The following is a 14,660-nucleotide window of genomic DNA, read 5'->3' as shown; positions in this document are numbered from 1 at the left end:
TACAAATCGGTGAAAAGCTTGGACATTTTCTACATCACTGCCCAGCATCCTTGCTGTTACTTTCAGTTATCATAGAGCAACTTAATGTTACTGTACAACACTTTTACCGACCTTAGTAAACTTTCTTACATATATCCATAATATCTCATATTCAATAAGAAAATTTAAATGGAATGGGTGAACTACTATCAACTCTAGAGCTTCGAATCAATATTAGCGCTTTCTCTATCGTTGATAAATTATGGATAATCCCCATAAAGCTAGCAACTTCTTAACCATACTAATGACTTATGACTCAAGCCAATCAAAACTCTCAGATAGCAAAAACTGACACCGTATCTACCGATAATGATGTGCGTCAGCGCTTTTTTATTCAAGATTCGCCTGTGCGTGGCGACGTCGTACGCCTATCACGTAGTTACGCCAGCACTATCGCTCAAAAGCCCTACCCTGAAGCCATCAAACGCTTATTGGGTGAAATGTTGACGGCTGCCAGCTTACTTATCGGTACTGTTAAAATTGATGGCCACCTGTCCATTCAATTGCAGTCGTCAGACAGTGACAGCTTACTGAATTGGGCAATGGCTGAATGCGATCAAGACGGTATTATTCGCGCCCTTGCCAGCTGGAAAGCGGATACTGATGAGCAAGTACAAGCATGGGAAGATATGACCAGTGCTAATGAAGCTTTTGCTGAGCTTGGCGCTATGGGTCAAGGCGTGTTATTTATTAATATTCAGCCTAATGGCGGTGAAGCATACCAAGGTATCGTTGAGCGTAGCCATGACAATTTAGCTGACTGCTTAGCACATTATCAAAAGCAATCTGCACAGATTCCAACGCTAATTAATTTGGCTTCTGACGGCTTGCAAGCAGGTGGTATATTGGTACAGATGCTGCCTCGTACCGCTGAGGAAACCTATGAGGTAGAGCAAAACGAAGATGCGGGTATCGATGACGACTTGTGGACGCGTTTAAGCGTTTTGACTCGTACTGTCAAAGCCGAAGAGCTAACCACACTTGATACTAATGAAATTTTGTATCGCTTATATAACGAAGAAAATGTCGTTGCACCCGACCCTGTTGCCTTATCATTTGGCTGTACATGCTCACGTGAAAAATGCGAAATGGCAATTGAACAAATCGGCGAAGCGGAAGCGTTGGATATCATCGAGGAACAAGGCGGTACATTCGAGATGGATTGCGGATTTTGTGGTGAAGTCTATAAATTTAATAAAGACGATGTCGCAACGATATTTGCTGAGTAGTTTTTATTGAATTGATTTGTTTAATTTGTAATGATAATTAGAACCCTCAAGTGTGATGCTTGAGGGTTTTTGTTTTACTGGATAAATCTAAATAAGAAAGTAAGGCTAAAAAACTAGACCACCACCTCAACATTTTCAGGATAAGAATGTATGCAAGCACCAAATGCATCACCTTCTTGATTAGAGCTACTTTGCCCATTGTCCAACAGCCATGCAACGACTTGCTTATGTACCCTATCGTTGTAAAGTAAATTGTAATGACTTACGCCATAAAAAATGGCCTTGTGCCCTTCAGGTACCGACAAAGCATGCTCGCCATCATACTCCCCTAGCGCAGATTCTATTGTTACCAGACCGTCGCCCAATAAGCTTGTGGCTTTGGAGTCGTAATGAGCCTCAACCAGCGTGGCCGCGATAAAGTAAGTATTCACATGTAGCGGCAGACGAGCAGGATGATGAAAGTCTTGCGGTAGCACACTGCGGCCTTCTAAAGACTTCCAATCATCGTCACGAATACTACCATGTCGCAAATCGATAATGCCTGTACTACGTAAATCACCCAGTTTGGCAAGCGACCCTGCAAAAGGCAGCTTGGCGATCATATCTTGCACAAAATAACCGATACGCTCTAGGCTTGCACCATGATGCGGTGAGCCAAGAGTAATGAGGTTACTAACTCGTTTCACCCAGTTAAAACCTTGTTGTTTGCCATAGAACAGCGCACTACGAGCGACCAATCCACCCATGCTATGCCCAACCAAATCTATCTGACTGATATTTGGGTTATTATCTACTAACTGTTGTAGCACTTTAGAGAAGTTGCGACCATTGAGTGAGATGCGCCGTCCAGTATTGTAATCAAGGTATAGAACGGTAGATTTTGGCAGACTGCGACTAATACACGCGCCAAGACTATTACCTGCAGTTGGTTGCCAGCTCAAGTGACTCATACAAAGACCATGGCATAAAACAATAACGCGCCCTGATATCTCTTTGTTTTTTAGATGTCCATATCTTGGGCGTAAAGAGCTGTCGTATAAAATCATCGGGATAGCGAGAGGGTTATTATGTGTGACAAGATGGTCGCCCATTACGCCATTTAGAACGTTGATAAGCTGTTTTAGTGTTTCAGGTAGCGGGCGCGAGTCTTTTTGATTGAGCAGGCTTTTATATATTCGCAGCGCTGAGGCTAGATTGTTGCCTACTAGCCGTGTTACTTGGCGTACTGCCCCATAGATTCGCCCGGTAAGACCACGTTGCCATTTGCTGACATTGCCTTCGTTAAAACGTCCCAAAGGACGTAGAATAATCTCACGATGGATGGCTTCTACAATGTCAGTAACCTCAACCACACCCATTGTCGCAAGCTGTGCCAATCCTTCAAAGAAATCACTCAAAGAGATAGGTTTGTGCGAGGTCATGGTTTTACTGTCTTCGGTATTTAATCCAATTTCATCATCGACATAGATATATTCAAGCTGTGCCAACTCTTCATACACGTCACCCTGAAATTTCGCGCTAGCTTCAGAGTCAGAATTAGCATTAACATTAAACTTAGGCTGATTTTTAGCAAATAAATCGTGAATGCTATCGATAGAATCTGGATTGTTCATAGTTTTGATGTATTTAGTGATAAGGATACTCTTACATATTATCCTGTAAATGCGGTAAACAAAACATTTATACTGTCACGCTAGCTTTCTAAAATATCGCTTAGTGAAAATACCTAATAAAAAATCCCAAGTCATGGCTTGAGATTATTTATTAGGTATTTACTAAATACGAACAGCTTAACTTCTATGTCGTTTTTATATCCGTTGCAAACGATTCTGCTAGTATGACATCTCCATCCTCGCGAGTAATCATGACTGTAGCTGAGCGCGGAGTACTGCCACCAGCGACTGCGCCCCAATTATTACCAGGATGCTGAATGTTAAGGAATAACGTTTTAAAGTCTGGGGTCATGGTAATACCGGTCACCTCACAGCCTTCAGGACCGACAAAAAATCGTTTAATATTGTCATTATTTGCTTTCATACCGACACGAGTTTGCTGTCCTGCCGAAGTAGTTTTGAGCGTGCCATCGCTGACATTACCCGGTAGTGCTGCGAGCAACATGCAACTGCTGGTATCGGTATAAGCGCCGTCATCAGTCTGAATCCACAATACCCCACGTGGGTCGAAATACAAACCATCTGGCGAAGAAAAATCGTTATTATCATTTAATTGCGATAAGTTTTCTGCTGACAAAGCACTCGGTGCAGCAAATAGATAAATATCCCACTCAAAGCTCGTTGCCGCATGCTCGCCTCCTGCTTCTGCCCAGCGAATAATATGACCATTGTCATTGCCGCGCGCTTTACCACGAGCCTGATAACTGCGCGGGTTGGTTGCAGACACTGGTTGATCATCACGTTCACCGCGATATTTATTATTGGTCAAAGTCACATAAACTTCACCAGTAATGGGACTGACCGATACCCATTCAGGACGATCCATCTTGGTTGCCCCTAACGTGTCAGCAGCAGCACGCGCAAACACTAAAACGTCATCCTGTCCATTAAAAGGCAGCACGCTGTTAGTGGCATCTAGTCCGTTTTGACCATGAACCAGCGGCTGCCACTCACCACTACCATCGTCATGAAAGATTGCAACGTATAGCGTGCCCTCATTCATATACTTGTCACCAGCTTTTAAGCCCGCCCCTATATCTTTATTTGACCACAGGGCTTTGGAGACAAACTTATAAATATATTCACCACGAGCATCATCACCCATATAAAAAACCACTGGTTTGCCTTGCTCAACAGGTGCATAGGCACAGTTTTCGTGAGCAAAACGACCCAACGCTGTCCGTTTTTTTGGCATAGAATGTTGGTCAAAAGGGTCAATTTCGGTGATATAACCAAAGGTGTTAAAACCATTGCGGTAATCGTCAGTCGCGGTTGCACCGACAGCAGTCATGTCCCAGCGGGAAAATTCATCAGAGATTTTGGCGTCTTTGGCTTCTGGGGTATGCCATAAGTACCCTGAGCTGGCAAAATTTTCTGTTGCACCATAACGCTCACGACCGTAATTCTGTGCGACAGTTAATTGACTGGCATCTTGACCACGGGCAAAAACTCCTAAAAAATTCTCTTCGGTCGTCAAATACGTGCCCCAAGGCGATAGTCCTGCACCGCAATTATTATTGATTCCACGAGTCTGAAAGCCTGTCGGATCAAACTTGGTCTTGACCAAATCAGAGCCAGCAACTGGCCCTGCCAACTGTGATTGAGTACTGCTAGTAATGCGGCGATTGTATTTTGAATTGAGCACCACCTCATAACCTATACCATCGGCGCGGCGAGTCATCTCAACCACAGCCACTCCATGACAATTGGCTTCACGGCGCACATCACTGGCGAGGCGACGATTTTTAAATATAGATGCAGCATTATTATTTTGTATTACATGGTAGCCAAACGGGCTTAGCTCGCTACTATTCACGTACTCATGGTTCATGACCAGCAGACCATTCTCTGACGCTTTAGCATCGTATGCATGGCCCTTTTTGCCAAAGAACCACATGCCATCATGGTTGTCACCCATACGCCAATCAAACGACTCAGCAGACTGCTCACGATTGTCTTTCCAATCATCAATACCAGAAATTAATGGCGTACCGAGTGGTAATATAATCTCAGCCTGATAACCTTCTGCCACGCTTATTGTTTCGGCAGTGGAGTGCGCGACTGCTTTAAACTTTAAAGTCTCAGGACGCTTTAAATCACCTTGTGCAGGAATAGCAGCATCATTATCATTATTGACAAGGGGGCTTCCAGCACTACTTTCATCATTGTCAGCACATCCGACTAAAGGAAGTGCGCCAAAGAAAGCAGCAGCTGTCAATCCTGTACCACCTTTTAGAATACTACGGCGGTTCAGACGACGATTGATAATGCTTTGAAAGTCAGTATTATGAGTAGGATTGGAGTCTTCAACAACTTCGTGGGCAAGATTTTGCTTATCATTCAGTAATGTCATTTTATTCAATAATGTCATAGTCAATCACCTTGCTGTTAGGCTAGATTAGCATAAAGGGTTCAGTCGCAGCTTTGTAATTACCACTACGAAAATGCGGATTACGCTTGAGTCTATTGAACTTTCATGACGATAAGATGACATTTAAATAACAGGCTTTATTTAAACAAAAAAAATCCCAAGCATTGGCTCAGGATTTTGTATTTTCAGACAGCAAATTTTTATTTAAGCCTATATTTAAAGTAACGCTATTGCACCCGCGTCTGCCACTCGTGCGCGCCCAATACCAACTTTAACTCATCGCCTGCATGCAGTATACCAACGCCGCTTGGGGTGCCAGTCATAATCACATCACCTGCTTGCAAACTAAAAGCATGACTAATCTCAGCAAGTAATTCATACACAGGAAAAAGCATCAACGTACTGTCACCATCTTGCTTAAGCTCATCATTAATATAAAGCTGATAATGCACATTGCTAAAATCACCAAATGCTTGTGGGTCAACCCAATCAGCGAGTACGCACGCGCCATCAAAGCACTTCGCACGCTCCCAAGGATGACCTTTTTGTTTAAGCTCAGTCTGTAAATCGCGTAAGGTCAAGTCAAGCCCTATAGTGACGCTACCGATTGCTTGCTGTGCTTGCGCTACCGTTGCATTGCTCAAGTCAGCAGATAACTGAATACAAAGCTCTGCTTCATAATGAGTATCACCATAGCGATCTGAATCTGGTCGTATGATATCGTTGCGCATAAAAGCCACTGATGATGCAGGCTTCATAAATAAAATTGGCGACTTTGGTATCTCGTTGCCTAACTCCTGCGCATGGGCAGCATAGTTACGACCGACGCAGACAACTTTACCAATCGAGATACGGCCAGTTTTGACTTTAACATCTCCCTCGTCAGCATGAGCGAAAACGTCATTAATCAAAGACACATGGGGTGATTCACTCATAGTAGGTTCTCACAAACAGGGGAAGTCATAGGGTCATTTATAGTACGCTATCTTTTACCGCTTCGATTGCGACTACTTGATAAACTTATCATAATTCACAATCATCATAGCTCGTACTGATACATTTAGCAGAAATGTATTTTCTGACTATGGAATAGTACGCGTCACGACATCTGGCGGTACATAACTGGCATGGCGGTTCATTCTTTTTTCAAACATGCCAAAAGTGAATAAAATAACCCACGACAATAGCAAGTAGACGATACCGGCAGCAAAAAACAGCTCCATCAAGGTATAGGTACGCGCGCTGATCGTACGTGCCACTCCAGTGATATCCATCAGTGCAATGGTTGATGCCAAGGCACTGCCTTTGAGCATAAAGATAACTTCGTTACTATAAGCTGGAATCACAATACCAAATGCTCGCGGTAAGGTGATACGGGTAAGCTTCTGCCATTTTGACATACCGACAGCATCGGCAGCTTCAAGCTCGCCAACTGGGATAGTCTGAATAGCCCCGCGAATAATTTCAGCGAGATAGGCGCTAGTATTCATCGTAAAGGCAATAATAGCGCACCAATAAGCTTGGCTGAGTACTGGCTCCCATAAGAACGAATCACGTACCGCTTCAAACTGCCCAAGACCATAATAAATCAAAAATATCTGTACCAGCAGCGGTGTGCCACGGAAGAAGAAGATATAAAGAAAAGGTATTATTTGTACTACCCAGCTTTTGGACAGTCGCAATAACGCCAAAACCAAACCAAAAAATAGCCCAATAATGCCTGATATTACGACTAGCTGTACAGTTAATACTGCGCCGCCTAATAAATCTGGGATATGATCAAAAATAACCTGCCAATTCCAATCCATGAGTATCTCTCCTCTACCCTGTGGTCGATTGACGGGGATTCGGTTGACGGCTAAGCTTTTTGGCATAGCGCGCTGCTGGATTAGCACGCCATTCAAGCCACATCATAAAGCCTGTAATGAGCATCGTCAGCCCTAAATAAATAATCGCTGCTGCCATATAAAAGGTGAAAGGCTGCTGCGTTGACTGGGCGGCGCGCGATGACTGATACATAATATCTTTAAGACCGATGACCGATACTAGCGCAGTATCTTTTAGCAATACCAAAAACAAGTTACCTAGACCAGGTAAGGCAATTTGCCATACTTGCGGTAAAGTAATGCGGTAAAAGGTCTGAAAAGGACGCATGCCAATCGCTTGCGCGGCCTCACTCTGCCCTATAGGAATCTCTTGAATGGACATCCGAAAGATTTCGGTCGCATAAGCGCCAAAGGCAATGGATAGCGCCATGACCCCACCCCAAAACGCACTAATCTCGACATAGTCGTTGTAACCGAATTTTTTGAGGATGCTCATCAGCAGAATAGAGCCGCCATAATAAATGAACAGTACCAATAGCAACTCAGGAATACCACGCATTGTCGCTGTATAAACAGTCGCAATTTTACGTAGTATCCAGACATTGGACAGCTTGGCTGTGGCACCTAAAAGCCCTAAGACCATACCTATAATTAAGCTGGTCATAGCAAGCTTGATAGTGACGGTTGCGCCGCTCAGTAATAGCGCGCCAAATCCTTGTAAGTCAAACACAGTTGTCCACTCAGTCTCTTTATATCAGCAAATTAGCAGAATATTAGTTGAACGAATCAGTACCAATAGCCTTGCACCATGTATGGCAACACCGCGTTTGAGCTCGCGTATAGACTATGATTAATTGACTCGGCAAAAATGAGCCGTGATTTTATCATAATCGGCAAGCTCTATGTTACTGCTCATACGCAAAACCTGTATCTAGACGGATGCTAATCGTGCCAAAACGACACTGCTAAGACCAATCTAGCGATACTGTGCAGTCAGTTTTATCAGAGCAGTTGCTCTTTATAGATAAAAACAAAAAATTCATAAATAAAAAAGGATATCACCAATATGGCAATATCCTTCTGACTAATAAAATAAGTATTTCGTGACTAGCTAGTAAATTACTACTGACCAGCGGTATCCGTTGCGGGCTCAGCAGCTACCGTTGTTTCGGTCGCTGGCATCGCGAAGTATTTTTGATTAAGTTCATCATAAGTCCCATTAGCTTTTATATTAGCCAATGATTGATTAATCTTAGCTTGCAAAGCATCACCAGGACGAACAGCTATTGCGAAGTTATCATTAATATCAATCTCATCACCTTTAATCATATAAGGACTACCTGATGGTGAGCTTAACCATTCCAGCGCTGGTACTTTGTCAGAGATCATCGCATCAACGCGACCGGATCCTAAATCCAGAAACGCATTGCTCAACGTATCATATAACTTCATGTTGGCTTTTGGATATTCGCCTTCTAACCACTGTGAGGAGATTGTTGAGCGTTGGGCGGCGATAGAATGGGCATCAATATCGCTACTTTTACTTGGATCAAAGCTACTCTCTTTTTTAGCTAAAAACACCAAAGTATTACTAAAATAGGGATCGGTAAAGCTGACTTGTTGTGCACGTTCTGGTGTTATAGACATCGCAGCTACAATCGCATCATACTTGCCAGCTTTAAGTCCAGGAATGATACCATCCCAATCTTGCGCCGTAATCTCACAAGTGACTTGCATATCGGCACAGATAGCGTTGGCCATATCGACATCGAAGCCGCCAAGTGTCCCATCTGCATTGGTATAGTTAAAAGGCGCATAGGCACCTTCGGTACCAATCCGTAGCACATCACCTGTTTCAGAAACTGTCGTCGTCTCAGTAGCGCTCTGATTAACATCATCAGTGCTATCTTGGCTGTTGCTGCAACCAGCTAATGTAAAGACAGCAGCCATGGCCAGCAAAGATGCTGAAAAACGACTCATCCTAACCGATTTGATGACTGATGCACGAGTCATGACGATGACTGGGACAAAATAGTTGCTCATAATCATCCTTGATGTTTACTTAGTAAAAAACAATATCTACCTTTATAAGGTAGACGCTGTATTAGTTGGTCGCCGCTTCTGTCTGTTCTTCTTTAGCAATCATGGCATTAGCATCGACATCACCATCATCGACGACAACTACTTTCTCAACACCACCAGTTGTAACTGCTTTCTGGGCAGCAGCTGTAGTGCTAGTACCAAAGTAGCTACCAGTGATTTGATCATAGACGCCATTAGCTTTCAACTCAGTCAAAGCCTGATTGAATTTAGCAACTAAAGGATCACCTTTACGAAAGGCAATACCCATTGCGTCTTCTTCAGTACTGATCTCTTGCCCTTTGACTTCATAGTCCTTGCCAGCTTCTGTCTTTAGCCAATCAATACCCGTCACTTTATCTGACATCATCGCACGTACGCGACCTGAAGTTAGATCTAAATAAGCATTATCTTGGGTATCATAAAGCTTGATATCAGCGTCTGGATATTCATCTTGCAAGTACTGTGATGAAACCGTTGAGCGCTGTGAAGCAACAGGCTGCCCTTTTAGATCTGCAACACTAATAGCGTCACCTTTTTTACCGATCAAAATAATACCAGTATGAAAGTACGGATCAGTAAATTCCACCACTTCTTTACGTTCAGGCGTAATCGACATACCAGCAATAATGGCATCGAATTTTTGTGCGTTGAGACCAGGAATGAGGCCATCCCAGTCTTGTGATATTAGCTCACATTCTGCTTTCATTTGCGCACATAGCGCATCGACCAGTTCTACCTCATAACCGATAAGCTTGCCATCAGCGTCAGTATAACTAAATGGCTTGTAGCTTGATTCCGTAGCAATTTTTATATTGATAGGAGTGTCAGTAGTCGCTGTATCAGATGCGGTACTTTCCTCTGGTGCAGAGCTATTATTACAGCCAGCCAGCATTAGCATCGCTGCACTAAGCGGTGCCAACCATTTGGCTCTATTTACGAATGATGATGTCATAGATATTGTCATAATTGCTATTCTCTTATTTCTAAATCAGAAGATTATTGACCAAAATTCTCTTGCTCAAGACGGGCAAGCTCACCGTTACTACGTATTTCGCTTAATGCCTTATTGAAGTCATCTCTGAGAGAGTCATTTTTACGCACAGCAATAGCAATATTGTCATCATTGTCTATTTCATCACCAACAATACCAAAGCCTTCAGTATTATCCGCTAACCAAGATTTGGCAGAGACTTTTTCAGCCAATACTGCATCGCTACGGCCTGATTTTAAATCTAAGTAGGCGTTGTCATAGTTGTCGTATAACTGAACGGTATTACCATCTTTACCTTCGTAATTCTCTTGCAGATAAGCGCCTGGAGTCGTTGAACGCTGGCCACCTAAAGTCAGGTTTTTCATAGCCACTGGATTAAAGCTACTGTTAGTATCGGTCAGCCATACCATCGTATTAGCAAAGTAAGGTTCAGTAAAATCGACTTTTTCTTGACGTTCAGGAGTAATTGACATACCAGCGACTACGGCATCGTATTTTTGTGCTAGTAGACCTGGAATAATACCGTCCCAATCTTGAGCGACAATCTCACACTTTGCTTGCATTTGCGCACATAAAGCATTAGCAACATCGATATCAAAGCCTGCCAAGCTACCATCAGCATTAGTATAGTTAAAAGGAGGATAAGCACCCTCAGTCGCGATGCGAATGGTCTTACCGGCCGCGTCCGCCGCAGGTGCATCAGCATTAGTATCAGTGGCTTCATTAGCAGGTTGGCTACAAGCACTAAGCGCAATGGCTGCAGTGATGGTCATTGACGACCACAATAGACGAGAGTTCGACATCATACGTTCCTCATTTTTTAATAGGGTTTCTGATAGATAATTATGTTGTTTTAACTTTTGACATCCTTGCCAAATAATAAATGTAATAACAAATATTGACATTTTATAGACTACTCGATAATACCTGACTAAAATATCAAAAACAAACGTTTTGCATATTGACTGTCATTATTGAGTAATAAAGTATTAAGCAAGGACGGATAGCATGATGAATAACTATTTGATACCATCGATATTTGGCGATATCAAATAGTTATTTAATGATTTAATGCTTGAAGGTGTTAAGTATTGAACAAATTATTATGATTGGTTTTGACTATGCGATGCCATAAACTCTTTAACTCGCTCTGAGGTTGGATTGTCAAAGACTTGCTCAGGCGTGCCAATCTCTTCAATAACGCCTTGATGCAAAAACACCACTTTGCTTGACACTTCACGGGCAAAGCGCATTTCATGGGTGACAATTAGCATCGTACGTCCCTCTTCTGCCAAATCTCGCATGACAGCGAGTACCTCATTAACCAGCTCAGGATCGAGCGCAGAAGTTGGCTCATCAAATAATAATACACGCGGCTGCATAGCTAGCGCACGAGCGATAGCAACACGCTGACGTTGACCGCCTGATAAGTTGGCAGGATAAGCGTCTTTTTTGTCCAGTAAGCCGACTTTATCTAGTAGCTTTTCAGCATCACTGATGGCCTGATCTTTTTTAATTTTTAAGACCTGCGTTGGCCCTTCAATAATGTTTTGAAGGATGGTTTTATGCGGCCATAGATTGAAGTTTTGAAATACAAAACCCACGCGTGCACGTAAACTCTCAAGCTGTTTGTTGTCTACTGCTTGCATCTCACCGGACTTTGTTGGCTTTAGCATGAGCTCATCATTGCCGATAATAATACGGCCTTGATTTGGCTTTTCGAGCAAATTAACACAACGTAATAAAGTAGATTTTCCAGAGCCAGAAGACCCCAAGATAGAGATCACATCACCATCATAGGCAGTCAGTGATACACCTTTGAGCACAGCCAATGAGCCGAAGCTTTTATGAAGATCTTGTAACTCTAAGGCGATAGGGCGAGTCGAGTTTGCGGCAGTCTCAAGCATGGGTTAGCGGATTTCCATTAAAAATGATTAAAAAGAGAAGCGTAATAACAAAGTTATGATAACTTAAAAAAATAGGGACTGGTAGCGTATCAATATAATGACAAGTCTCATCAGTCGTTTGCGCCACATTGTCGCTTAAAACAGGGCTAAAAGGCAAACTTTCTATCTTTTTTCGTGCTTAATATCTCCAATTACGTCATCCATAAAAATAGCTCAGATCGCATTAACGTGTCTGAGCTTTTTTTATATTATCAGCTTTATTTTATGAAAAATATTAATAGGTAGAAACATGCTCTTCTGATTCGCTACCATCTAGCATCTCGGAGTCATCAACACCTACTGCTACGCCATCATTAGCTTCGGCAACCGCGACATCGTCGTTCATCATATCGGTATTGGCATCACTAGCCATATCTATATCTTCAGAGGCTACTGCAACATCTTCATTTGCCATATGATTATCATTAGCCACACCAGTTGCACCCTGCTCTACTTCTGCCTGAGCATCCATAGCGGTTTCGTCTTCACTCATAGGTGCTTCTTTATCTGCACAAGCACTCAATGTTAAAGCCGCTGCTGCTAGTGATGCATACAACCATTTTTTATGCATAGATTTATGAGTGGTCTTCTCTATCATTTTCATGTTTTTAGTGGTATTCATTTCAACTCTCCGTCGCTCAATCAGCAATAATGGGATTTAAAAGTTTTATAAACACACCCAATCAATATTGAGCCTAGTGCATACTTAACGATTTAGTGTTCAACTATACTGACAACTTCCGATTACTACATTAGTAGTTACAGCATAGTTGTGTTAAAAATGCGTAACTGTATAAGTATCAAATGTTTATCATAAAATATCATTAATGAAACTTTCTTTGATAAGGGCCTCTTTAATAAAAGCACTTTATAACCCAACTTCAATACAAAGCTAAATACATGCCTTTAAAAGCCAGTAACTATAGGTTAGAAGCAGATATTGTTCACAAATTCGTCTTTACTATCGACTGTAACTCCTCTATGTTAAATAGCATAACGCTGTAACAGGGATAAAACTTACCTTTTCACCCATTATTAGCGCTTCTTTGTGCACTTTTGCCTTCTTTGGCATGTTTATTTTGTATAACCTATTATTATGACGAACAATAACTTCTATCCACAGATATAAGGAAAATGATCTATGAGTCAACCAAACACCACAGATATCGCCGCTTACATGCAACAAGTTGGCAAACAAGCCCGTGCAGCATCTCGTGCTCTTGCCGCTGCTAATACTGGCGATAAAAACTCAGCACTTATGGCGATTCATGATGTATTAGTTGATGCCAAACAAGATATTTTATCCGCCAATCAAATTGATATGGACAATGGTCAAAAAAATGACCTTGATGCTGCCCTACTGGATCGTTTAGAGCTAAACGACGCTCGGTTTGAGGGTATGCTACAAGGCTTAAAAGACGTCTCTACCCTACCTGACCCTATTGGCGAAGTGACTGACATGACCTTTCGTCCATCAGGTATTCACTTAGGTAAAATGCGCGTGCCACTTGGCGTCGTTGGTATGATCTATGAATCACGTCCGAACGTTACTTTAGAAGCGGCATCTCTTGCCCTAAAATCTGGCAACGCTATTATTTTGCGTGGTGGCTCAGAGGCATTCGAATCTAATCAAGCAATTGCTAAGTGTATTTACCAAGGCCTAAAAAATGTAGGTCTATCTGAACATAGCGTCCAAGTACTACAAACGAGAGATCGTGCAGCGGTTGGCGAGCTTATCACCATGACAGAGTATGTTGATGTGATTGTACCGCGTGGTGGTAAAAGTTTGATTGCACGTATCAGTAATGACGCTAAAGTTCCAGTTATCAAACATTTAGACGGTAACTGTCATACCTTTATTGATAGCGATGCCAAGCCTAATATCGCCATCGAAGTCAGCGTCAACGCTAAAACCCATCGTTACGGTACTTGCAACACGATGGAGACACTGCTGATCGATGAAGCAGTTGCAGATGAGCTACTACCGCAGATCGCTGAAGCTATTATCCAAGCTGATGACGCTATGCAACTGCGTCTTGATGATAAGTCGCAATCTATCTTAAATGACAACGCTAAGCTTGATGGGCATTTATCAGCAGCGACAGATGAGGATTGGGATACCGAATATCTAGCACCTATTTTAGCGATTAAAATCGTGGCAGGCCTTGATGAAGCGATTGAGCATATCAACACCCATGGCAGCCATCATACCGATGTCATTATCACTGATAACTATACTAAGTCGCAGCGCTTTATCCGTGAAGTAGACTCAGCTAGCGTGATGATTAATGCCTCTAGCCGATTTGCTGATGGCTTTGAATATGGTTTGGGTGCAGAGATTGGCATCTCAACCGACAAGATTCATGCGCGTGGTCCTGTAGGTCTTGAAGGTTTGACCTCACAAAAATGGATCGTCTATGGACATGGTGAGACCCGCGCCTAACTTATTATGCTTTAACCTACCATTTGTAGCTTAACCTAAAGTATAATCCACAAAAAACGT

General features: G+C 42.5%; 12 protein-coding genes. 2 read left to right on the top strand and 10 right to left on the bottom strand.

Annotated features, from left to right (window positions below; all coding sequences use genetic code 11):
- Nucleotides 1–290: 290 nt before the first annotated feature.
- Nucleotides 291–1,268: an Hsp33 family molecular chaperone HslO gene (locus AK825_RS01915; protein WP_068034270.1), complete on the top strand. Its 978-nt coding sequence runs from the start codon at nt 291–293 to the stop codon at nt 1,266–1,268.
- Between the two features lie 113 nt (nt 1,269–1,381).
- Here AK825_RS01915 and AK825_RS01910 read toward each other — a convergent pair whose 3' ends face one another.
- The 10 genes from AK825_RS01910 to AK825_RS01865 all read right to left on the bottom strand — a co-directional run bounded on the left by AK825_RS01910 (nt 1,382) and on the right by AK825_RS01865 (nt 12,779).
- A complete protein-coding gene (locus AK825_RS01910) occupies nt 1,382–2,881 on the bottom strand; it encodes an alpha/beta fold hydrolase (protein ID WP_068034268.1) in 1,500 nt (499 codons plus the stop codon).
- Nucleotides 2,882–3,065: 184 nt separating this feature from the next.
- Nucleotides 3,066–5,294, bottom strand: coding sequence for a PhoX family phosphatase (locus tag AK825_RS01905; RefSeq protein WP_068038906.1), 2,229 nt, complete (start codon nt 5,292–5,294; stop codon nt 3,066–3,068).
- Nucleotides 5,295–5,539: 245 nt separating this feature from the next.
- Nucleotides 5,540–6,247 carry a fumarylacetoacetate hydrolase family protein gene (locus AK825_RS01900; RefSeq protein ID WP_082785603.1) on the bottom strand — a complete coding sequence of 236 codons (708 nt, stop codon included), beginning with the start codon at nt 6,245–6,247 and terminating at the stop codon, nt 5,540–5,542.
- Between the two features lie 147 nt (nt 6,248–6,394).
- Nucleotides 6,395–7,120: an ABC transporter permease gene (locus AK825_RS01895; RefSeq protein WP_068034266.1), complete on the bottom strand. Its 726-nt coding sequence runs from the start codon at nt 7,118–7,120 to the stop codon at nt 6,395–6,397.
- A gap of 13 nt (nt 7,121–7,133) precedes the next feature.
- Nucleotides 7,134–7,868: an ABC transporter permease gene (locus AK825_RS01890; protein ID WP_068034264.1), complete on the bottom strand. Its 735-nt coding sequence runs from the start codon at nt 7,866–7,868 to the stop codon at nt 7,134–7,136.
- A gap of 392 nt (nt 7,869–8,260) precedes the next feature.
- The gene (locus AK825_RS01885; protein WP_227514100.1) at nt 8,261–9,181 is read right to left on the bottom strand and encodes an ABC transporter substrate-binding protein; all 921 of its coding nucleotides are present in this window, start codon (nt 9,179–9,181) and stop codon (nt 8,261–8,263) included.
- Between the two features lie 61 nt (nt 9,182–9,242).
- The gene (locus AK825_RS01880) at nt 9,243–10,184 is read right to left on the bottom strand and encodes a transporter substrate-binding domain-containing protein (RefSeq protein WP_068034262.1); all 942 of its coding nucleotides are present in this window, start codon (nt 10,182–10,184) and stop codon (nt 9,243–9,245) included.
- A gap of 32 nt (nt 10,185–10,216) precedes the next feature.
- Nucleotides 10,217–11,017, bottom strand: coding sequence for a transporter substrate-binding domain-containing protein (locus AK825_RS01875; RefSeq protein ID WP_203226483.1), 801 nt, complete (start codon nt 11,015–11,017; stop codon nt 10,217–10,219).
- Between the two features lie 297 nt (nt 11,018–11,314).
- Complete coding sequence (locus AK825_RS01870; RefSeq protein ID WP_068034258.1) at nt 11,315–12,118, bottom strand: ATP-binding cassette domain-containing protein; 804 nt, start codon at nt 12,116–12,118, stop codon at nt 11,315–11,317.
- Between the two features lie 274 nt (nt 12,119–12,392).
- The gene (locus AK825_RS01865; protein ID WP_068034256.1) at nt 12,393–12,779 is read right to left on the bottom strand and encodes a hypothetical protein; all 387 of its coding nucleotides are present in this window, start codon (nt 12,777–12,779) and stop codon (nt 12,393–12,395) included.
- Between the two features lie 519 nt (nt 12,780–13,298).
- On the opposite strand from AK825_RS01865, the gene AK825_RS01860 reads away from it, so the two are divergent.
- Nucleotides 13,299–14,600 carry a glutamate-5-semialdehyde dehydrogenase gene (locus tag AK825_RS01860; protein ID WP_068034254.1) on the top strand — a complete coding sequence of 434 codons (1,302 nt, stop codon included), beginning with the start codon at nt 13,299–13,301 and terminating at the stop codon, nt 14,598–14,600.
- Nucleotides 14,601–14,660: the final 60 nt, after the last annotated feature.

This window comes from Psychrobacter sp. P11G5 (assembly GCF_001593305.1).
GTDB lineage: Bacteria > Pseudomonadota > Gammaproteobacteria > Pseudomonadales > Moraxellaceae > Psychrobacter.
Note: the sequence above shows the minus strand (reverse complement) of the source record. Positions and strands in the feature narration are given on the sequence as shown.

What these genes read in the sequence shown, in the direction of transcription:
- AK825_RS01915 (WP_068034270.1), top strand. Translation starts at nt 291, where the DNA reads ATGACTCAAGCCAATCAAAACTCTCAGATAGCAAAAACTGACACCGTA.
- AK825_RS01910 (WP_068034268.1), bottom strand. Translation starts at nt 2,881, where the DNA reads ATGAACAATCCAGATTCTATCGATAGCATTCACGATTTATTTGCTAAA.
- AK825_RS01905 (WP_068038906.1), bottom strand. Translation starts at nt 5,294, where the DNA reads ATGACATTACTGAATGATAAGCAAAATCTTGCCCACGAAGTTGTTGAA.
- AK825_RS01900 (WP_082785603.1), bottom strand. Translation starts at nt 6,247, where the DNA reads ATGAGTGAATCACCCCATGTGTCTTTGATTAATGACGTTTTCGCTCAT.
- AK825_RS01895 (WP_068034266.1), bottom strand. Translation starts at nt 7,120, where the DNA reads ATGGATTGGAATTGGCAGGTTATTTTTGATCATATCCCAGATTTATTA.
- AK825_RS01885 (WP_227514100.1), bottom strand. Translation starts at nt 9,181, where the DNA reads ATGAGCAACTATTTTGTCCCAGTCATCGTCATGACTCGTGCATCAGTC.
- AK825_RS01880 (WP_068034262.1), bottom strand. Translation starts at nt 10,184, where the DNA reads ATGACAATATCTATGACATCATCATTCGTAAATAGAGCCAAATGGTTG.
- AK825_RS01875 (WP_203226483.1), bottom strand. Translation starts at nt 11,017, where the DNA reads ATGATGTCGAACTCTCGTCTATTGTGGTCGTCAATGACCATCACTGCA.
- AK825_RS01870 (WP_068034258.1), bottom strand. Translation starts at nt 12,118, where the DNA reads ATGCTTGAGACTGCCGCAAACTCGACTCGCCCTATCGCCTTAGAGTTA.
- AK825_RS01865 (WP_068034256.1), bottom strand. Translation starts at nt 12,779, where the DNA reads ATGAATACCACTAAAAACATGAAAATGATAGAGAAGACCACTCATAAA.
- AK825_RS01860 (WP_068034254.1), top strand. Translation starts at nt 13,299, where the DNA reads ATGAGTCAACCAAACACCACAGATATCGCCGCTTACATGCAACAAGTT.